A 19,967-nucleotide genomic window follows, 5' to 3' on the forward strand; every position below is an offset into this window, starting at 1 on the left:
GGCTCACACGTCCTGGACCTCCAGCACCTGACCGGTGGGGGCGGCGTCGCCCAGGTCGGCGCGGAGCGCGGCCCGTTCCGGGTCGGCCAGGAACCAGTCGTAGCCGGCCCGGGCGGCGAACCGGATCACGTGCACCTCGGTCCGCCCGTCCCCGGTCCGCAGCCGCCGTTCCAGCCGTCCGCCGTGCCGCCCGAGCAGCGCGAGCACCCCGTCCTCGTACCGCCGGCCGGCCTCGGTGTCGGTGCCCAGGTCGACCAGGGCGACCACCCGGAGCACGCCCGCCGGGTCGTCGACCAGCGGTTTCCAGAACTGTTGGTCGACGTGTCCGCCCGGGATGCCGTCCCGGATCCCGGTGTCGGTGTAGCCGTGCCTTCGGTAGAACGCCGGCGCCTGGAACGAGAACGACGCCACCGAGATCTCGGTGCAGCCCCGCCTGCGGGCCTCCGCCTCGGCGGCCCGCAGCATGCGTCCGCCCCAGCCGCGGTGCCGCTGGTCGGCGCGTACCCACATGGTGTTGATCCCGGCCCGGCCGCCCCAGGTCCAGCCGGTCAGCCCGCCGATCAACTCGCCGTCCGCGCCGGTGACCCAGATCGAGATGTCGGCCTCGTCGTCGGCGCCGGTGGCCGCGTTGTTGTAGGCGGTGAGCTCCCGTTCGACCCGGGCGGCCAGATCGTCGTCCGTTCCACCGACATGCAGGGTTGCCTCGTCCTCGGTCATGCGGCGCAGTATCCCCGCGGACCGGGCGGCGCGACAGCGGAAAACGCCTCAGCCGTCGAGGCCGACGGCCTGCGCGCTGGCGGTCCAGAGCCGGGCGGCGAGCGCCGGGTCGGCCGCCTTCGGCAGCGGCCGACGGGGCCGCCGGTCGTGGTAGTAGCCGCCGTTAACCAGCCGGGACGGGTCCTGATTGGCCAGCCAGACCAGGGTCTCCGCGCCCCGCTCGGGGCTGCGGAACGGCAGCAGCCGCATGCCGAGGGCGACCAGCGGGCTCTCGTTGCCGAACCGGGTGCGCACCACGCCCGGGTGGAACGAGTACGCCGGCACGTCCGGCCAGCGCCGGGCCGCCTCGGCGGCGAAGAGGATGTTCGCCTGCTTGCTGGTGCCGTACGCGCGCATCGGCCGGTAGCGGCGCAGCACCACGTTCAGGTCGTCCGGGTCGAGCACGCCGCTGCGGTGGGCGCCGGAGGCGGTCACCACCATCCGCCCGATCCGATCCCGCAGCAGGTTGCTGAGCAGGAACGGGGCGAGGTGGTTGGCCTGCACGGTCAGTTCGAAGCCGTCGACGGTGGTGACCGGCTGGAGCACGATCGCGCCGGCGTTGTTGGCGAGCACGTCGATCCGGTCGTACGCCGCACGCAGCTTGTCCGCGAGCCGGCGTACGTCGTCCAGCACGGCGAAGTCGGCGCGGAACAGCTCGGGCGGCTCGCCGCAGCACTCGCGTACCCGGTCGCCGGCGGCCCGGAGCCGGGCCGGGTCCCGGCCGACCAGCACGACCTGGTCACCGCGGCGGGCCAGGTCCACCGCCGCGGCCAGTCCGATGCCCGAGCTGGCGCCCGTCACCACCACGGTCCGACGCTCAGTGAGATCTTCCACAGGTTCATTCACCCCGGTCACGGCACGAGGTTACCGTGGCGTCACTACGCCCTTTGGGATCGTTAAGTTCGCGGATTTCCGTCTGGTCGCGTCGGCGTGCCCGCAGACGCTGGAAGGAGCGCATCCATGGCCGCTGTCGGTCGCCCTCGCCGGTCCTGCCTCGCCGTGCCGGGTTCCAGCGTCAAGATGCTCGGCAAGGCCCAGGGTCTCCCGGCGGACCAGGTCTTCCTCGACCTGGAGGACGCGGTCGCTCCGCTGGCCAAGCCGGACGCTCGAAAGAACATCGTCGCCGCGCTGAACGAGGGCGACTGGGCGGGCAAGACCCGGGTGGTCCGGGTCAACGACCTGACCACGCCGTGGACCTACCGGGACGTCATCGAGGTCGTCGAGGGCGCCGGCGCCAACCTGGACTGCATCATGTTGCCGAAGGTGCAGGACGCCGCCCAGGTGCAGTGGCTGGACCTGACGCTCACCCAGATCGAGAAGACCCTCGGCCTGGAACTCGGCCGGATCGGCATCGAGGCGCAGATCGAGAACGCCGCCGGCCTGGTCAACGTGGACGCCATCGCGGCCGCCTCGCCCCGGGTCGAGACCATCATCTTCGGCCCGGCCGACTTCATGGCCTCGATCAACATGAAGTCGCTGGTGGTCGGCGCGCTGATCCCGGACTACCCGGGCGACCCCTACCACTACATCCTGATGCGCATCCTGATGGCCGCAAGGATGCACGACAAGCAGGCGATCGACGGCCCGTTCCTGCAGATCCGGGACGTGGACGCGTTCCGCGAGGTGGCCAGGCGCTCGGCGGCGTTGGGCTTCGACGGCAAGTGGGTGCTGCATCCGGGCCAGATCGACGCGGCCAACGAGGTCTACTCGCCGGCCCAGGCCGACTACGACCACGCCGAAATGATCCTCGACGCGTACGACTGGTACACGTCGGAGGCGGGCGGCAAGCTCGGCGCGGTGATGCTCGGCGACGAGATGATCGACGAGGCGTCCCGGAAGATGGCGCTGGTGGTCGCCGCCAAGGGCCGCGCGGCCGGGATGACGCGCACCTCGTCCTTCACCCCGCCCACGGACTGACCGCCGGCCGCCGGTGCCGCCCCGGGAGCCGGGGCGGCACCGCGGGTCAGAAGGTGGGCGTGCTGCCGCCGGTGTCCGAGCCGATGGCGATGATGATGATCACGACATAGACCGCGATCAGCAGCACCATCAGCACGGTGAGGATCCAGCCGATGATGATGGCGGCCTTCGCCATGCCCTCGCCATGCTCACCGGTCTCCCGGATCTGCTTGCGGGCCACGTGTCCCATGATCGCGCCGATCGGGGCGGTGATGCAGGAGGTGAAGCCCACCAGCGAGAGCACCAGCGCCACGATGGCCAGGGTGTTGGTCTTGCTCGACGGTTGGCCGTACGCGGGGTGGGCCGGCGGCGGATAGCCGGCCGCCGCGTACGGGTCGCCTCCCGCGGGCGGGTAGCCGGGCGCGGCGTACGGGCCGCCTCCGGCGGGCGGGTAGCCGGGCGCCGCGTACGGGTCGCCCCCGGCGGGCGGGTAGCCGGGCGCCGCGTACGGGTCGGCCGGGGTCGGCTGGCTCGGGATCGGGTTGCCCATCGGCAGCGTCGGGTCGGCCGGTGGGCTCGACTGGTGACCCGCCGCCGACGGGTCCTGCCAGCCACCGGACGGTGGGGGATAGCTCATCAGAATCATCTCCGTAGACGTGGTGTCGTCAGGGTAGTCAGCGGGCCGCCGCGCCGAGGACCCCCTTTCCGGGTGCCGGCGTTGCCCGCAACGTCCACAGCGGGCAGGATCTCGGCATGGCACTTGACGCGCGCGGCGGTCGGTCGCGACGGGACGTGAGCCGTCCAGGGCTGGTGCGGCGCAACCGCGGCGGCGGCCCGGCCGGGTCCGCCGACCAGGACCAGCCGGCGCCGCTCGCCGAGCCGGCCACCATGCGCCTGGACGGCCGGGTCGCCCTGGTCACCGGGGCCGGCAGCCCGGACGGCATCGGGTACGCGACCGCGCACCGCCTCGCCGACCTCGGCGCCCGGGTGGCGATCGTCTCCACCACCCGGCGGATCCACGAGCGCGCCGGCGAGCTGGGCGTGACCGGGTTCGTCGCCGACCTCACGGACGAGTCCGAGGTGGGCGCGCTGGCCGACGCGGTCGCCGAGCAGCTCGGCGACGTCGAGGTGCTGGTCAACAACGCGGGCCTGGCCAGCCGAGCCAGCCCGGAGGTGCTGCGGCCGGTGGCGCAGCTCAGCTACGACGAGTGGCGCGGCGAGATCGACCGCAACCTGAGCACCGCGTTCCTGTGCAGCCGCGCGTTCATCGGCGGGATGGCCGAGCGGGGCTGGGGGCGGATCGTCAACCTCGCCGCCACCGCAGGCCCGGTCAACGCGCTGCCCACCGAGGCCGGATACGCGGCGGCGAAGGCGGGCGTGGTGGGGCTGACCAGGGCGCTGGCGATGGAGATGATCGCCGACGGGGTGACGGTGAACGCGGTCGCGCCCGGCATCATCCACACCGCGGCGTCCACCATGGCCGAGATCAAGCAGGGGCTGGGCACCCCGGTCGGGCGCCCCGGCACGCCGGACGAGGTGGCCGCCGCGATCGCCTTCCTCTGCTCGCCGGCCGCCTCGTACATCACCGGGCAGATGCTGGTGGTCGACGGCGGCAACAGTGTCCGGGAGGCGCAGTTCCGCTGACCGTCAGCGGTAGCTGCCGTTGTCGGAGTTGGCCCAGATGGCCAGGCCGATCCAGCCGCAGCAGACGAGCAGCCCGAGCGCGGTGAAGATGTAGCTGAGGATCAGCCCCCAGGTGGCGAGCTGGTCGCCCTCCTCACCGGTCTGCCGGATCTGCCGCTTGGCGAGGTGACCGAGGACGATCCCGGCCGGCGCGAAGACGAAGGCGAAGACCAGCGACAGGATGGCGAGCACGTTGGGCCCGCCGCCGCGCGGTCGGGGCCCCTGCCCGGGCGGCCCGTACTGGCCGTACGGGGGCTGCGGGGCGTACGGCGGCTGCTGGCCCCACGGTGGCTGCTGCGGGTGCCCGTACGGCTGGCCGTAGGCCGGCGGCTCGTACGGCGACGGCGGCTGGTCCGGCTCACCGGGTGTTTGGCTCACGCCCGCTCGCCCCCTCCGTCGCAGGTCAACGACCCTCTCTCTTGCGGACGCTACCCGCAGCGGTGAACCTTTTCACAGCGGTTGTGTGGACTGGTCACCTTGGCTCCGCCGGTCGCGCGACCGATACTGACCGAGCGTTCAGTTACCCACGAGTAATGCGCCGATCCCCCGGAGGCTGAGATGGCCCGACTCGCCCAGACGCCCGGCCTGACCGACGTGCAGCGGTCGATCCTGGAGACCGTCCGGGAGTTCGCCGACAAGGAGATCATCCCGCACGCCCAGCGGCTGGAGCACGCCGACGAGTACCCCACCGACATCCTCGACGGGATGCGCGAGATGGGCCTCTTCGGCCTCACCATCGCCGAGGAGTACGGCGGCCTGGGTGAGTCTCTGCTGACCTACGCCCTGGTGGTCGAGGAGCTGTCCCGGGGCTGGATGTCGATCTCCGGCATCGTCAACACCCACTTCATCGTGGCGTACCTGATCTCGCAGCACGGCTCGGCGGAGCAGAAGGCCCGGCTGCTGCCCCGGATGGCCACCGGCGAGGTGCGCGGCGCCTTCTCCATGTCCGAGCCGGAGTGCGGCTCGGACGTCTCGGCGATCAAGTCGAAGGCCGTCCGCGAGGGCGACACCTTCGTCCTCAACGGCCAGAAGATGTGGCTGACCAACGGGGCGTACTCGTCGGTGGTGGCCACCCTGGTCAAGACCGACGCCGGGGCCGACTCGGTGTACGGCAACATGAGCACCTTCCTGCTCGAGAAGGAGCCCGGATTCGGCGAGACGGCGCCGGGCCTGACCATCCCCGGCAAGATCGACAAGATGGGCTACAAGGGCGTCGAGACCACCGAGATGGTGCTCGACGGGGTCAACGTCCCCGCCTCCGCCGTGCTCGGCGGCGAGGCGAAGGTCGGCCGGGGCTTCTACCAGATGATGGATGGCATCGAGGTCGGTCGGGTCAACGTGGCCGCCCGCGCCTGCGGCATCTCCATCCGCGCCTTCGAGTTGGCCGTCGCGTACGCCCAGCAGCGCCGCACCTTCGGCCAGCCGCTGGCCCGGCACCAGGCCATCGCCTTCAAGCTCGCCGAGATGGGTACGAAGATCGAGGCAGCGCACGCCCTCATGGTCAACGCCGCCCGGCTCAAGGACGCCGGCCAGCGCAACGACGTCGAGGCCGGCATGGCCAAGCTGCTCGCCTCGGAATACTGCGCCGAGGTCGTCCAGGAGGCGTTCCGCATCCACGGCGGCTACGGCTACTCCAAGGAGTACGAGATCGAGCGGCTGATGCGGGAGGCCCCGTTCCTGCTCATCGGCGAAGGCACCTCGGAGATCCAGAAGACCATCATCTCCCGGGGCCTGCTCAAGGAGTACAAGCTCTGACCGGCGCGCCGGTCACCCGCCAGCCGGCTCCACGGCCGGCTCCGGTGCGGTGACCGGCAGCCCCACCGCCAACATCTCCGGCCGGGTCCGGAAGTGCTCGATCGCGGCGACCAGCCGCTCCTCGGGCACCGCCGTGTCCCGGCCCCCCACCACCGGCGCCGGCTCCAGCGACTGCCGCCGATCTGGCGCAGCCGAACAGCGGTGGTGGGTGGGGTCAGCCGTTGGCGCCGGGCAGCCGTACCGCCAGGTGCTCGCGGGCCCGGGCGACCAGGGCAGCCGGGTCGTCGGCGTAGAGGCGGATCTCGTGCACCGGCCCGCTCGGGCCCTTCGGCAGCCGGACCGAGAGCGGCTCGCGCAGCACGACATCGACGCTGGTCTGGCTGCCCACGCCGATGTTCAGGATCGTCCCCACATCGGACTGCTCGAGTTGGACGGCGCGGCTGGACGGCAGCGACCGGTAGCGGTGCTCGACCCGGGCCACGGCCGACCAGGGCACCACGAAGTCGACCGAGATGCCGTTGCGGAGCCGCAGCCCCGCCGGGCCGGCGACGTGCGGGTGGATCCGCAGGCTGGCGAAGAGACCGAACATCCAGAGCAGTCCCCAGATGCCGAGCACGAGCGCGGTGTGCCGGACCGACGGCCACGGGACGGTGTGCCGGAGGATCAGGTCGAAGATCGGGATCTCGATCGCGGAGAGCGCGATGAAGGCGACGAGGATCGGCTGCACCACGCCGACGTAGCTGAACGCCGCCGCCCCGGCCTCCAGCGCAGGGGGCCGCCGGAGCAGCCAGCGGGCGAGGCTGAGCCACATCCCCACCTCATACGCGAGCACGCGACGCACTAACGCGACCGGAGGACTCTGCTTCCGCACGGCTCACCCGCCCTTCACCTCTTTTGCATTGCAGTTGCAACGTAATCGGTTGACCGGAAGCGTGTCAATGCAGTCGCACTGTGAAAGCATGGGGGGATGCCGAAGCGGGTTGATCACGGGGAGCGGCGGACGCTGATCGCCGACGCGCTGATGCGGGTGGCCGCGGAACGCGGGCTGGAGGCGGTCAGCCTGCGTCACGTGGCGGCGGAGGCCGGCGTCTCCTCCGGGATGGTGCAGCACTACTTCCGCACCAAGGACGAGATGATGACCTTCGCCCTGTCGGTGGTGCGTGACCGCAGCGAAGCCCGGGTGACCCGAGCCGTCGCCGCACTGGGGGACGAGCCGTCCCCGCGTACGCTGCTCCGGACCATGCTGGCCGAGCTGCTGCCGCTCGACGAGGCGCGCCGGGCGGACGGCCGCGTGGCGCTGGCATTCCTGGCCTACACCGCGGTACGCCCCGCCGTCGCCGCCGGGCTGCATCAGGAGTCGGCCGAGCTGCTGACCTTCATCGCCGGGCAGATCCGCACCGCGCAGGCCGCCGGCGCGACGCAGAGCCGCGTCGACCCGGACCGGGCCGCGGTGGCGCTGCTCGCCGTCATGGAAGGGCTGGGCGTCTACCTGCTCGGCGGGCACTACCCGCCGGAGACGGCGCTCGCCACGCTGGACGCCCAGTTGGACCTGCTGCTCGGCCCCGAGCCTGCGGCACAGCGCGGCCGTGCGGTGCCGCCCCGGCGCTCGCCGGTGCCCTGACCTGGCTGGTCAGCCGAGCCGGGTCAGCCCCGCTGCGGCCCGCTCCACGATGAGGCAGCGGTCCTCGACGTAGTCGATCCCGGCCTCCTCGGCGATCCGCCGCGCCTCCGCCGAGACGATCCCGAGCTGCAACCAGACCGCCGGTGCGCCGACCGCCACCGCCTGCCGGACCACGTCGACCGCGTCCACCGCAGGACGGAACACGTCGACCAGGTCGACCGGGTGCGGGATGTCGGCCAGCGACGGGTACGCCTTCTCGCCGAAGAGTTCGTCCACCGTCGGGTTCACCGGGATGATCCGCCAGCCGTACTGCTGCATCTCGGCCGGTACCTGGTGTGCGGCCTTGTGCGGGTCGCGAGAGGCGCCCACGACGGCGATCACGGCGGAGTCGGCGAGGATCTGCTGGGCTGAGCGCACCACGCGAGCCTAACCCTGTCGTTCCGCAGTCGCCGCCTTGATGGAGTCGCAGGCGACCGTTGCCCGCGTGCGTTCTGCGGTCGATCCCATCGCCCGGCCGTGTCCCGGACCCGCGCTCTACTGCCAGGTGGCGGTGTCGGGGTCGATGTTGTGGGCGCGTGCGCTGGCGTCGACGCATCGACGGAACCACGTGGCAAGGCCGGCGCGGATGCCGTCGTAGTGGGCAGCAAACGCCGGATCGGCCTCATACCTGCGGCCGAGACAGACCTGCATCTGCCTGGTGAGGGGAAAGTACGAAGCAAAAACCTCGCGGTGCCGCTCGACGAGTTGATTCGCTTCCGGGCTGCCAGGGGTGACGCCGGCGTCCATCGCGTCCCCGAGGGCGCGGTCGAGGTCGGCAATGGTGTCGGCGATGGCCTGCCATTCCTCCGGACCGCGAGAGGCTGAGCGTTCGGCGTACTGCTGCCATTGCGTCGTGTCTCCGTAGCGCTGACGGGCTTGGGCGGGCCAGTCCGGGTTCCACTCGGGGCCGAAGATCGCGGCCTGCTGCTCGACCGTCAGCAGCAGGCCGCGCTCGTGGGCGGCGATCATCCGATCCAGGTCGGCGCTGAGCTGCTGGAGGTGGTCGATCCGTTGGGCAACCTGGGTGCGCTGCGCGCGCAACGCGCCGGGCACGTCTGCGGTCGAGTCGTCCAAGATGGCCCGGACCCTGTCCAGGCCGAGGCCGATCTCCCGGTAGGCGACGATGCGGTGTAGGCGCTCCAGATCACCGGCGGTGTAGAGCCGGTATCCGGCAGCCGTGCGCAGCGACGGTCGCGCCAGACCGGTGTCATCCCAGTGGTGCAGCGCGCGGACTGTCACGCCCAGACGCGTCGAGACCTGACCGACGGTCAGGCCATCAGCGTCAGTGGCATCAGGCATGCTCCTCATTGTCGCCGCGACCGACGCCCGGTGGGGTGATGCCGACGGCCTCAAGGTTCCGCGCCTCCTGACTGGCCGGATCAAAGGGCTTCGCCGCAGTGAAAACGATCCGTGCGTTCTCGGGGGTGATCACCGCGACATCGCGGGTGTTCCAGGGAGTGTCCCGTGGGCCATCGACCGAGTTCGGGCGCAACGCCCGACAGGCCTCGACAAGGGAATCGACCTGGCTGAGCACGCACGCGAAACTGAAGCTCATCGCTGGTGCCTGCGCCGGAACGCTCGCCGCCGGGACGAGGAGTACGTCCTGGAACGCCCACCGGCGCAGATGCACAAGCCTGCCGGGGATGCTGAACAGCTCGAAGAACCCGAGCCCACGAATCCAGAAGTCCACCGACGCCGCCAGATCGCTCGTGGGGATCGTCACGAACGCGGGCATTCCGTAGATGCCACGGAACGGCTCCGGCGCAACCGCATCCGGGCCGGGAGCGGGCACGGGACTCATCTCAAACGCGTTGTAGTAGTCACTCATGCACCCCACCCTCCGGCCTCACGCGACGTGAGGGTCAAGCCGGGTCCCTGAGTCCGGTCATATCACTGCGATCCGACCGACGTCGTGGCCGGATACACCTAGAGCAGCGTCAACTGCTCCGCCGGGGGCGGTGGCGGCTCGGGCGACCGGCGGTTGTCGCCCCGCTCGCCCCGGTGCAGCCCGTGCCGGCGGGACGCGATCCGGACCCGCGCGGTCAGCTCCCGCTGATACGTCTGCGGCGCGTACGCGCCCGCCCGGTAGAGCTGGCGGTAGCGGGGGACCAGATGGGGGAACTCCCGGGCCAGCCAGTGCGCGTACCACTCCCGGGCACCGGGGCGCAGGTGCAGGGCGAGCGGCGTCACGCTGGTCGCCCCGGCCGCGGCGATCGCCGACACGGTCGCCTCGATCGACTCGTCGTCGTCGCTGAGCCCCGGCAGGATCGGCGCCATCAGCACCCCCACCTCGAACCCGGCGTCGGTGAGCTGCCGGACGGCGTCCAGCCGGCGGCGGGGGCTGGGCGTGCCCGGCTCGACCGCGCGCCACAGCGCCTCGTCGACGAAGCCCACCGAGTAGGAGAGCCCGACCCGGGTGACCTCGGCGGCCTGGCGGAGCAGCGGCAGGTCCCGCAGGATCAGGGTGCCCTTGGTCAGGATGGAGAACGGGTTCGCGAAGTCGCGCAGCGCCTCGATGATCGGCGGCATCAGCCGATAGCGCCCCTCGGCCCGCTGGTAGCAGTCCACGTTGGTGCCCATCGCGACGTGCGCGCCGCGCCAGCGCGGGGCGGCCAGCTCGCGCCGGACCAGCTCGCCGGCGTTGACCTTGACGATCACCTTCCGGTCGAAGTCCGCCCCGGCGTCGAGGTCGAGGTAGGTGTGGGTGTTACGCGCGAAGCAGTTGTGGCTGACCACGCCGTTGGCAATGAAGTCGCCGGTGCCCGTGGTGATGTCCCACAGCGGCAGCTCCAGCCCGAGGTCCTCGATGCTCACCACCCGCAGCGCCGCCGGGCACTTGAGCGCCGCCCCCTCCAGGGAACGCTTGCGGGTGACGGCCGGGTCGGTCAGGTGGAAGAAGCGCAGCCGGGCGGTGAGACCGCCGGTCAGTCGGATCTGCCGCACTCGGTTCGGCAGGCCCGGATCCTCGAGCACCCAGGTGAATCCGAAGTGGTTCATGGCGGCCCCGGTCTCCTCGAGGATCCGGTCGTCGCCGTTGCTGATCCGGAAGATGCCCCTGCTGCAACTGCCCGCGGCGTCGAAGATGCCGGCGAGAAAGCCCAGCCGCCAGTCGTCACCGGGAGCGTCCGGCCACCGGATCAGCTCCGTGATGGCCTCGATGTCGCGCCGCTTCGACGTCAGGATGCCGGTTACCGCCCGCCGGGTTGCACTGGCGGGGGCGAAGGAGAAGCGATTGGTCTCGACGCCCGCGTCGGTCAGGAATCGCTGCGTGCGGTCCAGCGCCTCGCCGTCGACGAGGGCCAACCGGAATTGGTGCACCGTCCCATAGGCGTACGACTGGGCACCGAGGTGCGCGCCACCCCGCACCATTGCGCAGAGGTAGCCCCGGCGGTAGTCGGCCGAGGGCTTCGGCGGGGTCGCGAAGCGGCCGGTGCCGATCAGGCGGTTGTTGGTGGTCAGGTAGGGACGTTGCCCAGCACCGTTCATCGCGCCCGTCACGTACTTCCAGCCCCGGTCGGACAGGAAGCGATGGTCCCCGCTGGCGACCAGCGTGGTGCCGTCCTCCAGCGTGATCCGGTAGGCCCGCTTCACCGTCGACCACTTGTCAAGGACGGTGGTGACCACATACCGCCGGTAGGCGCCCCGCCGCTCGGTGCCGTAGATCCGGTCGCCCGGCTCCAGTTCGCTGATCGGCCTCGTGCGGCCGTCCGCCATCAGGATCGGAGTGTCGCCAGCCATGCAGTAGACACACGCATGACTGCATCCCCGGTACGGATTGATCGTCCACTCGAACGGCACGCGGGACGCGCCGGGCACCCGGTTGATGATCGACTTTGCCCGCACCTCGTAGAAGGTCATCCCGGCGAAGCCGGGGGTGTCGAAGGTGCGGGCAACCGCGCCGGGCAGCGCCAGCGGCAGGGGTGGAGTCGCTGGCGCTGCCCGACCAGGGACCTCCTCGTCCGGGGGAGCGGAAAGGTTGTCCCAGCGCACAGGCACTATTCGAACACGTGTACGAGGAGAGCGCAAGTGACTCGCCGGACACCGGGGCCCGAACCCGAGGCGGCGGGTGCAGGATGGAGGGCATGGAGACGTCGACCTTCGTCTACGACGGCGACTGCGCGTTCTGCACCCGCTGCGCGGAGTTCATCGAGCGCCGGATCCCGACCCGCGCGCGGGTGCTGCCGTGGCAGTTCGCCGACCTCGCCGCGCTCGGGCTGACCGAGGCGGAGTGCGAGGAGGCGGTCCAGTGGGTCGGCGCCGACGGCGTACGCGCCGCGGGGCCGGACGCCATCGCCCGGCTGCTCGGGGAGAGCGGCCCGCTGTGGCGGATCGCCGGGGCCGGCCTGCGGTTCCCCCCGGTCCGGGCCGCCGCCTGGCCGGCGTACCGCTGGGTGGCCCGCAACCGCCACCGGTTGCCCGGCGGCACCGCGGCCTGCGCCGTGCCGTCCGCCAACCGGCCCTGACCGCGTCACCGAGCCTCGCCGACCGGCGCTCGTGCGCCCGCCGCCGGGCCGACCCGCCCGTCGGCTCCGGGCCGGCCGGTCAGCTCGGCAGACCGATGCAGGCGGCACCGTCGATGGTGCACGCCCTGGGGGTGGCGCTGATCGCCGCGCCGCTCACCCGGAACGTCACCCGGACCGAGCCGCGGCCGGGCACCGTCGCGGTGTCCCCGTCCGGGGTGAACGTCCACGTCGCGCCGTCCCGGCTGGCCCGGGCCCCGGTGACGGAGCCGACCTCGAGCGACTCCCGAGGCAGCACGATGACGAGTTGCCAGTCCGTCGCCCCGGCCGTGCCCGGGTTGGTGATCGTCACCGTGGCGCCGTAGCTGAGCAGGGCGTTGTCCTCGACGGCGAAGTCGGCGCGCAGCGCGGCCGGTGCGGGTGGCAACGTGGTGGGTGACGGTGCGCCGGCCGGCGGCGGGGCGGCCGGCGGCGCGGCGGTCGGTGCGGTGGTCGCGGAGTGCGTGGACGCCCGGGGTGTGGCGCTGGCCGATTCGGGTTGCCGGCCCGGCCCGGTGGCCGGCGCCTCGGGCACCACCAGGTCCGGTGGCGGCTCGACGGCCACCGGGGTCAGCCGATCCGGCGTACGCAGCACCGTGACGGCCGAGTACGCCGTCGCCAGCAGCACCCCCAGTGCGGCGACGCCGGCCACCTGGGCGAGCCGCGACCCGTTCCCCCGGCCGGCGAGGGCGCGCCGCGCGGCCCGGGCTGTGGCGACGATCCAGTCCAACAGGATGATCGCCGTGGTCCGCCGTGGCTGGGACGGTGGTGCCGGCACTGGACCTTTCCCCCTTCAGATCGTCCGACGGACCGGCGTCCGCGTCCTCCGGTCCCGCCGGTTCAGAGCGCGCGGAGCCCGGCGAGAATCGCCTCAAGCAGTTCCATGGACGGTCGCCCGGACAGCGTCGGCGGCTCGTGCATCTCGATCAGCCCGGTCCCCAACAGATCGCCGAGCAGCACCCGGACGGTACCCAACGGCAGGTCCAGTGCGGCAGCGACCTCCGCCACCGACAGTGGACGCCGGCACCGCTCGAGGATCCGGGCCTGCTCGGGAAACAGTTGCGCGGCGGCGGGAGCCGCCGGTCGGGCCACCACCAGGGAGATGACGTCGAGCTGGCCGTGGTCGGACGTGGTCCGCCCGCGCGTCATCGTGTACGGGCGAGCCACCGGTCCGGCCTCGTCGTCGTACCACGCCTCGTCATGGTCCCCAGTGGTCCGCACCGCTGTCCCCGCCTGTCGCCACTCGGGCCGGCTCGAGGTAGACCGGCAGGTCCCGCTCGGCCTGCGCCGCGAACAGCGCCACCTCGTACGCCATGTCGCCGACATCGGCGTCACCGCCCATCCGGACGGTGAGGATGGCCCCGCCGCGGGTGGTGGCGATGAACACGAACGCGCGCGACATCTGCATGACGACCTGCCGCAGCGTGCCGGTGGCGCACACCCGGGTGGCGGCCTGGCCCAACGCGTACAGGCCGCTGACCACGCTGGAGAGCTGCTCGGCCACCTCGTCCGACACGGCACGGGACCGGGCGAGCAGCAGCCCGTCGGGGGAGAGGACGACGGCGAATTCGGCGCCGGGCACCCGGTCGACCAGGCCGTCCAGGGCGACTGTCAGGCTGTCCATGGTGACCACTGGAGGTGTCATCTCGTCCTCTCGCTGCGTTCCCCGAACGGGAGCCCGGCGGTGTCGGGGCTGGTGGCGCCGGGTGCGGGCCGGCTCACCCCGGGGCGACGGACCCGCGTCGGCAGCCCGCCGCCGTCGGCGCCCTCCGGCGAGGTCCGCGGGTACGGGAGGCCGCCCGGGACCCGGTGCCCCTGCCCGGCAAGCCTGCCATCCTCGGGTCCGGCCCCGGTAACCAGCCCGACCGGAAGCAGTACGACGGCCGCGGTCCCGCCGCGCGGGCCGGGACGTAGCGAGACCCGGGCGCCGCAGCGGGCGGCGAGCAGGGCGGCGACGTACAGCCCGGCCCGGCCGGTGGGCGGGCCGTCCGGCGGCGGCTGGGCCAGCAGTTCGTTCGCGTCGGCCAGCCCGGCGGCGGTGAGGCCGGGCCCGTCGTCGACGATCACCACGGAGCAGCCCTGCCGGCCGGGCTCACCGGCGACCCGTACGGTGGCGTGCTCCGGCGAGCAGGCCAGCCCGTTCTCGATCAGCTCGGCCAGCAGGTGGACGACGTCCGTGACGGCGGCGCCGGCGAGCGACCACGGCCAGTGCGGTGCGACCAGGACCCGGTGGTAGTCCGGCACCTCGGCGACCGCCCCGCGTACCACGTCGAGCAGCGGCACCGGTCGTCGCCAGCGGCGGGCCGGGGTCGCGCCGGCGAGGGTGACCACCTTCTCCACGTTGCGCCTGATCCGGGTGGCGAGATGGTCGAGCCGGAACAGATCGGCGGTCTCCTCCGCCGCGCGCTCGCGCCGCTCCATCGTGTCGAGCAGGTCGAGCTGGTCGCGCAGCAGGGCCTGGTTGCGCTGGGTGAGCCGCAGGAACAGTTCCCGGGTGGCCGCTTCAGGCCCCGGGGCGCGCCGGTTGGCGGCACCCGGACCCGGCACGTCGTACTGGCCGGTCGGGTGGGCGTCGGGGTGCCCGGCGGCGACCGGTGGCAGCTGGATCGTCGGGGCGTCGGCGAGGCGGAGCCCGCCCGGCCGGTCGTCCAGCGCCGTGATGAGCCGGCGTACCGTGCCGGGCCAGCCGACCAGCACCACGAGCATCGCGACGAGTCCGAGCCCCACCACCGCGCCGGTCCGCGCGACCACCAGTGCCGCGCCCGGCGCGGCCCGCTCGGCGCTGCTGCGGGCGGTGGCGATCACCAGCTCGCGTAGGCCGCTCAGCGCCGGGTCGACCGCGGCCCGCCAGCTCTGCGCGCTGATCCCGGTCGTGGCGCCGGCGTCCGCCGTCCGCAGCAGCCGGTCCTCCAGTGCGAGCAGACCGGCGAACCGGGGGCCCTCCACCAGCCGTCGGTGCTGGTTCCGCCCGGTGGCCGGCAGCTGCGCGGCGGCTGTCGTGCGGGCGTACCGCTGGGTGGCCACCAGCTCGGCCAGGTGGTGCCGCTCGTCGGCGCTGAGCCGACCGCCGGTCAGGGCGGCGGTGAGCAGGGTGTCCTCCCGGGCGAGCAGTTCCCGGGCGCGGGCCAGCGCGATCACCGCCCGGGTCTCGTCGGCCAGCGCGCCCTCGCGCCCGCCCCACTCCGGGCCGTACACGGCGAAGGCGGCATCTATCAGCTGGTCGTAACCGGCGACCGCGCCGACCCGGTCGAGCCGCCCGGCGTCCACCTCGGACCGGAAAGCGGCCAGCCCGGCCATCCGGTGGGCGAGCTCGCCGGCCCGGCCCCGGACCGCGCCCGCGGTGAGCAGCCGCAGGTCGTGGCCTTCGGTGAACGCGTGCACCGGGGCGGCGGCCCGGTCGGTCCGATCGCGCGCCCCGGCCAGATCGGCGCGGGCCCGGCCGGCCCCGGCCAGCGCCTCGGCGGTGAGCCGGCGCTCGGCCTGCAGGTTGAGGATCAGCAGGTCGGTGGGCTGGCCGAGGGTTTCCGCCAGGACCCGGACCCGGACCAGCTCGGCCGCGTCCCGGCCGGTCAGGAACGCCGCGTACGCCCAGAGGGTCAGCAGCACGGCCGCCAGCGCGGCGAGCTTGAGCCGGATCCGCCCGTCACCGGGCTGCCGGGCGCCCCGCTCCGCCCGGTCCACCGGGTGGCTCACCGGGCGGACCGTTCCGGCCACGGCTGCCGGCCGGCGGTGCTCGACCGGTCCGCGACGACGGTGCGCAGCAGCGCCAGCAGCTCCGCCCGGTTGGCGCAGTTCAGCCGGGTCCGCATCCGCGCCACGTGGTGCTCCACCGTCTTGGCGGAGATGAAGAGCCGGTCGCCGATCTCCCGGTAGGTCAGGCCGGTCAGCACCAGCTCGGCCACCTCGTGCTCCCGGTCGCTGAGCCGGTGCTGTGCGGGGCCGGTGACAGCCCCGGCGACCGGGGCCGGGCCGTCGCCAGATGCGGGCGGCTGGCCGCCCCGGGGCGTGGTGGGCCGGCCCTGGAGCACCCGGGCGCACTCCAGCAGGCTGGTCATCGCTCGCCGGTCGGAGGTGCGGATCGCGGCCTGCCCGGCGAGGCGGGCGGCGTCCCAGCACAGTCCGGCGTCGTACAGCCCGCGGGCGGCGGCCTCCACCCGCACCGGGTCGACCACGCCACGGAGCACCTCGACCCAGCTCGCGGCGGCGGCGGCGACCACCGCGGCGTACCGGCTGTGGTCGGCTGCGGCGAGCAGAGCGGCGACGTGCTCGTCGGCGACCACCGGCTCCTCGGTCAGGATCGCGGTGTGCAGCCCGGTCCAGTGCAGCGGGGCGCTCCACAGTGCCGGGCCGCCGAGCCGGTCCAGCAGCGACCACGCCTCCCGCAGGTACGGCTCCAGCCGGGCCAGGTCGCCCAACCGGGCGCCCACGACTGCGAGTTCGCCGAGCGGCAGCAACGTGAACAGGTCGACGGGGTGTCGGACCACCGCCTCCAGGGCGGGTACCCAGCCCTGGTGGAGCGCCCCGAGGTCGCTGTTGCGCCGGGCGATGCCCAGCCGGAGCGCGCTGGCCAGGAGCAGGTCGCGGGACTCCAGCGGGCGCTGGTCGGCGGCCACCTCCGTGAGGCACTCGGCCGCGGCGGCCGTATGGCCCCGGACCATCAGGATCCAGGCCTGCAACAGCCGGTGGCGGCGGGCCATGAGCGGGCCCCCGATGCCGGTCGCGACGGCCCGGTCCAGCACTCCTTCGGCGATGTCCAGCTCGGCGCAGTGGATCGCGGTCAGCGCGGCGAGCGCGGCCGGACTGTCCGGCAGGAGCACCGCCCGCCCGTCCGGTTCCAGCAGCGCGGCGGCCTGCACGAGAGTGGACAGGGCAGTGGTCGGCGGGCCGGTGAGGCTCTCCCGTACCCCCTCGGCCATCAGCCGGGCGGCGCTGGCGTGCAGGGTGGGTGGCCCGCCGGCCCGGTCGTCGCGGGGCCCGTCTCCGGCGGCGGTCGGGCGGCCGACGGCCAGCGCGCCGACGGCGGCGAACGCGGCGGCCGAGGGGCTGCCCGACCACCGGTACAGCTCGACGCTGCGGCTCACCTGGCCGCGGTGGGCGAGCGCCGTCGCGGCCACCGTCGCCGCCGCCACCCGCTCTTCCGGTGCGGCCGTCGCGAGCAGCCGGTCCGCCAGCCGCAGGGCGGCGTCCAGGTCGCCGGCGAGCGCCGCGGCGAGCGCCTGCCGAGCGCCGGCCGGTAGCCCCGCCACCGTGGCCGCCGCGAACAGTTCGGCCGCGAGCGTGGGCTCCCCGCTGAGCGCCTCCTCGGCCGCGGCCCGCAGCGCCGGGGCCGGGCAGTCGCCGAGTACGCCGGCCGCGCGCAGCGACAGGACCAGCGGGAGCACCGCGGCACCGCGGCCGAGCTGCAGCTCGGTGAGCCGGCGCCAGACCGCGGTGCGTTCGGTGGCCGGGCTGAGCGCGACGACGGCTCGCCGTACGAGCGGCGAGAGCCGGCCGTCGGCGCCGAGCAGGCCGGCGGCCCGGGTGGCGGTGACCAGCTCGTCCACCGCCTCGGGCGTCCGATCGAGCAGCACGCCGAGCAGGTCCACCGGGAGCGGCACGCCGGCGGCGAGGGCCAGCAGCAGCCGCCGGACGTCGGGCGGCAGCTCCTCCAGGTCCGGCCCGAACTGGAGGACGGCCGGCCGGGGCGGTTCGGCCGAGACGGTGACCGGTTCCTCCTGCCCGCGCAGCCCGCGGACCAGCCGCTCGACGTCGCGCGGGACGCCGCCGGTCTGCGCGTGCACGAAGGCGACCAGATCGCTGCGCCGGCCCAGCTCGGGCACGCCGGCGAGGTACGCGCCGGTCTGCTCAGGGGTGAACGGGGTGAGCGCGACCTGCTGCCCGTCCCGCTTCAACGCGTCGGCCAGGTCGGCGAGCGCCGCCGACCGGGGCCACGGACGGTAGCCGACCAGCAGCCGGTGCTGGCGGGCGCCCACCAGTCGGCGCAGCGTCTCCAGCCGCGCGTCGTCGAGCAGGTGCGCGTCGTCGACCAGCAGCACCGCCTCGGGGTCGACCTGGCCGGCCGGGCTCGGGACGCCCTCCAGCACGGTGACCCCGGCTCGCTGGTGGGCCCGCGCCAGCTCGGTGAGCAGGGCGGTCTTGCCATGGCCGCCGGGACCGGTCACGCCGACGGCGAGCGGCGTACCCAGGTCCGCCGCGACCGCGCCTAGCAGGGCCGTGGACCGCTTGCCCAGCACGAGCCGGGCCTCCGCCACGCTACTCATGATCATGGTCATCCTTCGCGTCCCCGGCCCCTGGCCAGCGCCAGGCGGGACGGCTTCGGCAGGTTCAGCGGGGCGATCCGGATCGGCGGGCGGGGTGGTGGCTCGCCGTGGGGGACACGATGCGGCTCGCTGTGCCGCGCCGGGACGGCCGCCGGCCCGGCGCCGCTGACCGGCGTGGACGGGGGCGCCGGCACCGGCCGGCGGCGCGGGGACACCACCTGGCAGGCGGCGAGGGCCGCCCCGGTGGCGGCGGTCAGCTGGGGATCCGGCTCCACCTCGACGGGGACCGGAAAAGCCGCGGCGAGCAACTCGCGGACCAGCGGGATCCGGGCGGAGCCCCCGGCGAGGAGGACCCCGTCGAGCTGCGCGGGGGTCAGGCCGGCGGAGTGTACGGTCCGCACCAGCAGGTCGACAGTCGCCCGCACCGCCGGCCGGATCAGGTCCTCGAACTGGGTCCGGGTCACCGGCACCCGGACCGGTCCGGTCGGCAGGGCCAGCATGACGTCGGTCTCCGTACCGACGGTCAGCTCCCGCTTGACCCGGTCGCACTCGAGTAGCAGCCCGTGCGGCGTCGGGTGGGTCACCCGGCGGGCCGTGCCCGCGAAATCCCGGCCGAGCACGGTACGGACGTGCTCGGCGAGCGCCTCGTCGAAGTCGGTGCCGCCGAGGGGGTCCAGGCCCTGGGGAAGGCCGAACGCCTCGTAGGTGCCCTGCGGGTTGCGGCGGACCAGCGCCGCCTCGAAGGTGCTGCCGCCCAGCGCGTAGACCGCGGCGGTGGTGCCCGGGAAGCCGCGTGCCGCGTGGTTCTCGGCGACCGTGACCGGGTGCGGGAGCAGCGCCACGTTGCGTAGGTCGAGGTGCCACAGCGCCCGGCGCAGCAGGTCGCGCCGGTGCGAGCCCCACCCGGCGGGGTGGCTGAGCACGACCGCCTCGGCCAACCCGCCCTCCCTGGCGGCGACCCGCTCCACCACCCACGCCGCCAGCTCCGCGATCAGGTTCTCCGGCGGGCACGGCTCGCCGCCGAGCAGCAGGGGCACGTCGTCGCCGATCCGGCGGACGAAGTCCCGGGTGGTACGGCCGGGGTCGTCGACGGCGGGCTGGCCGACCGTGAGCGACCCGTCCGGCGACAGGTGCAGCACCGACGGTACGACGGGTTCCCCGGCGTCCAGCGCGACCACCTCAGGTCGGGCCCAGGTCTCACCCCGCCGTCGGGCGACTGCCGCGACTGTGCTGGTGCTTCCGATGTCCATCCCGAGGACGTACGGCATGTGTTTCTTCCTCCACCGTGAGTGGCCCTGGCGACGGTGTCGGTACCGTGGCTACCCACCCCCGGCGAGCCCCGTGGGCTCCTACTTTCGTACCAGAGATCGCTTCCGTCCCGGTACCCTAACTCTGGCCGGCCCGGCTCCCCCTCTCCCCCTAACGAACGAGGGGGGGAATGCCCTAATCCGCTCCCGG

21 protein-coding genes are annotated in these 19,967 nt (G+C 73.6%); 5 read left to right on the forward strand and 16 right to left on the reverse strand.

The features are described 5' to 3' along the window. Positions 1–3: 3 nt before the first annotated feature. Both ACFYM6_RS06740 and ACFYM6_RS06745 read right to left on the reverse strand, forming a co-directional pair. The gene (locus ACFYM6_RS06740; RefSeq protein WP_387272968.1) at positions 4–717 is read right to left on the reverse strand and encodes a GNAT family N-acetyltransferase; all 714 of its coding nucleotides are present in this window, start codon (positions 715–717) and stop codon (positions 4–6) included. Between the two features lie 48 nt (positions 718–765). Then, positions 766–1,590: an SDR family NAD(P)-dependent oxidoreductase gene (locus ACFYM6_RS06745; protein WP_387272970.1), complete on the reverse strand. Its 825-nt coding sequence runs from the start codon at positions 1,588–1,590 to the stop codon at positions 766–768. A gap of 126 nt (positions 1,591–1,716) precedes the next feature. Between ACFYM6_RS06745 and ACFYM6_RS06750 the strand changes: the two genes are divergently transcribed. Next, a complete protein-coding gene (locus ACFYM6_RS06750; RefSeq protein WP_387272972.1) occupies positions 1,717–2,673 on the forward strand; it encodes an HpcH/HpaI aldolase/citrate lyase family protein in 957 nt (318 codons plus the stop codon). 46 nt (positions 2,674–2,719) lie between these two features. Here the strand turns inward: ACFYM6_RS06750 and ACFYM6_RS06755 are convergent, their stop codons facing one another. Beyond that, entirely contained in the window at positions 2,720–3,289 is a 570-nt protein-coding gene (locus ACFYM6_RS06755; RefSeq protein WP_387272974.1) for a DUF4190 domain-containing protein, read from the reverse strand. Between the two features lie 116 nt (positions 3,290–3,405). On the opposite strand from ACFYM6_RS06755, the gene ACFYM6_RS06760 reads away from it, so the two are divergent. Beyond that, positions 3,406–4,296: an SDR family NAD(P)-dependent oxidoreductase gene (locus ACFYM6_RS06760; RefSeq protein ID WP_357437291.1), complete on the forward strand. Its 891-nt coding sequence runs from the start codon at positions 3,406–3,408 to the stop codon at positions 4,294–4,296. 3 nt (positions 4,297–4,299) lie between these two features. On the opposite strand, the gene ACFYM6_RS06765 is transcribed toward ACFYM6_RS06760, so the two are convergent. Further along, entirely contained in the window at positions 4,300–4,713 is a 414-nt protein-coding gene (locus ACFYM6_RS06765) for a DUF4190 domain-containing protein (RefSeq protein WP_387272976.1), read from the reverse strand. Positions 4,714–4,893: 180 nt separating this feature from the next. On the opposite strand from ACFYM6_RS06765, the gene ACFYM6_RS06770 reads away from it, so the two are divergent. After that, the gene (locus ACFYM6_RS06770) at positions 4,894–6,090 is read left to right on the forward strand and encodes an acyl-CoA dehydrogenase family protein (RefSeq protein WP_387272978.1); all 1,197 of its coding nucleotides are present in this window, start codon (positions 4,894–4,896) and stop codon (positions 6,088–6,090) included. Positions 6,091–6,102: 12 nt separating this feature from the next. On the opposite strand, the gene ACFYM6_RS06775 is transcribed toward ACFYM6_RS06770, so the two are convergent. Next, entirely contained in the window at positions 6,103–6,243 is a 141-nt protein-coding gene (locus ACFYM6_RS06775; RefSeq protein WP_387272980.1) for a hypothetical protein, read from the reverse strand. Positions 6,244–6,304: 61 nt separating this feature from the next. Further along, positions 6,305–6,931, reverse strand: a complete 627-nt coding sequence (locus ACFYM6_RS06780) for a hypothetical protein (protein ID WP_387272982.1) — start codon at positions 6,929–6,931, stop codon at positions 6,305–6,307. Between the two features lie 126 nt (positions 6,932–7,057). Here ACFYM6_RS06780 and ACFYM6_RS06785 point away from each other — a divergent pair, with 126 nt between their 5' ends. Beyond that, positions 7,058–7,711, forward strand: coding sequence for a TetR/AcrR family transcriptional regulator (locus ACFYM6_RS06785; protein WP_387272984.1), 654 nt, complete (start codon positions 7,058–7,060; stop codon positions 7,709–7,711). A 9-nt stretch (positions 7,712–7,720) separates the two neighbouring features. Here ACFYM6_RS06785 and ACFYM6_RS06790 read toward each other — a convergent pair whose 3' ends face one another. The 4 genes from ACFYM6_RS06790 to ACFYM6_RS06805 form a co-directional block, all read right to left on the reverse strand. Next, on the reverse strand, positions 7,721–8,128 hold the full coding sequence (locus ACFYM6_RS06790; protein WP_387272986.1) for a CoA-binding protein: 408 nt from the start codon (positions 8,126–8,128) through the stop codon (positions 7,721–7,723). A 117-nt stretch (positions 8,129–8,245) separates the two neighbouring features. Next, positions 8,246–9,049, reverse strand: a complete 804-nt coding sequence (locus tag ACFYM6_RS06795; RefSeq protein ID WP_387272988.1) for a MerR family transcriptional regulator — start codon at positions 9,047–9,049, stop codon at positions 8,246–8,248. Further along, a complete protein-coding gene (locus ACFYM6_RS06800) occupies positions 9,042–9,578 on the reverse strand; it encodes a VOC family protein (protein WP_387272989.1) in 537 nt (178 codons plus the stop codon). Before ACFYM6_RS06800 ends, ACFYM6_RS06795 begins: the two co-directional genes overlap by 8 nt. A 98-nt stretch (positions 9,579–9,676) precedes the next feature. After that, complete coding sequence (locus ACFYM6_RS06805) at positions 9,677–11,746, reverse strand: intein-containing Rv2578c family radical SAM protein (RefSeq protein ID WP_387272991.1); 2,070 nt, start codon at positions 11,744–11,746, stop codon at positions 9,677–9,679. A gap of 86 nt (positions 11,747–11,832) precedes the next feature. Here ACFYM6_RS06805 and ACFYM6_RS06810 point away from each other — a divergent pair, with 86 nt between their 5' ends. Further along, the gene (locus ACFYM6_RS06810; RefSeq protein WP_073840033.1) at positions 11,833–12,213 is read left to right on the forward strand and encodes a thiol-disulfide oxidoreductase DCC family protein; all 381 of its coding nucleotides are present in this window, start codon (positions 11,833–11,835) and stop codon (positions 12,211–12,213) included. Between the two features lie 79 nt (positions 12,214–12,292). Here the strand turns inward: ACFYM6_RS06810 and ACFYM6_RS06815 are convergent, their stop codons facing one another. The 6 genes from ACFYM6_RS06815 to ACFYM6_RS06840 form a co-directional block, all read right to left on the reverse strand. Next, complete coding sequence (locus tag ACFYM6_RS06815) at positions 12,293–13,027, reverse strand: cellulose binding domain-containing protein (RefSeq protein ID WP_387272993.1); 735 nt, start codon at positions 13,025–13,027, stop codon at positions 12,293–12,295. Between the two features lie 62 nt (positions 13,028–13,089). Beyond that, positions 13,090–13,470 carry a DUF742 domain-containing protein gene (locus tag ACFYM6_RS06820; RefSeq protein ID WP_387272995.1) on the reverse strand — a complete coding sequence of 127 codons (381 nt, stop codon included), beginning with the start codon at positions 13,468–13,470 and terminating at the stop codon, positions 13,090–13,092. After that, positions 13,448–13,873 (reverse strand): roadblock/LC7 domain-containing protein, encoded by a 426-nt coding sequence (locus tag ACFYM6_RS06825; RefSeq protein ID WP_387272997.1) that lies wholly within the window; start codon positions 13,871–13,873, stop codon positions 13,448–13,450. The genes ACFYM6_RS06820 and ACFYM6_RS06825 overlap by 23 nt, the downstream gene beginning before the upstream one ends. A 17-nt stretch (positions 13,874–13,890) precedes the next feature. Then, positions 13,891–15,942: a nitrate- and nitrite sensing domain-containing protein gene (locus ACFYM6_RS06830; RefSeq protein ID WP_387272998.1), complete on the reverse strand. Its 2,052-nt coding sequence runs from the start codon at positions 15,940–15,942 to the stop codon at positions 13,891–13,893. Then, positions 15,939–18,509: a LuxR C-terminal-related transcriptional regulator gene (locus ACFYM6_RS06835; RefSeq protein WP_387273000.1), complete on the reverse strand. Its 2,571-nt coding sequence runs from the start codon at positions 18,507–18,509 to the stop codon at positions 15,939–15,941. Before ACFYM6_RS06835 ends, ACFYM6_RS06830 begins: the two co-directional genes overlap by 4 nt. An 8-nt stretch (positions 18,510–18,517) precedes the next feature. Continuing rightward, the gene (locus tag ACFYM6_RS06840; RefSeq protein ID WP_387273002.1) at positions 18,518–19,777 is read right to left on the reverse strand and encodes an Hsp70 family protein; all 1,260 of its coding nucleotides are present in this window, start codon (positions 19,775–19,777) and stop codon (positions 18,518–18,520) included. Between the last annotated feature and the right edge of the window lie 190 nt (positions 19,778–19,967).

Source organism: Micromonospora sp. NPDC006431 (assembly GCF_042870725.1).
GTDB lineage: Bacteria > Actinomycetota > Actinomycetes > Mycobacteriales > Micromonosporaceae > Micromonospora.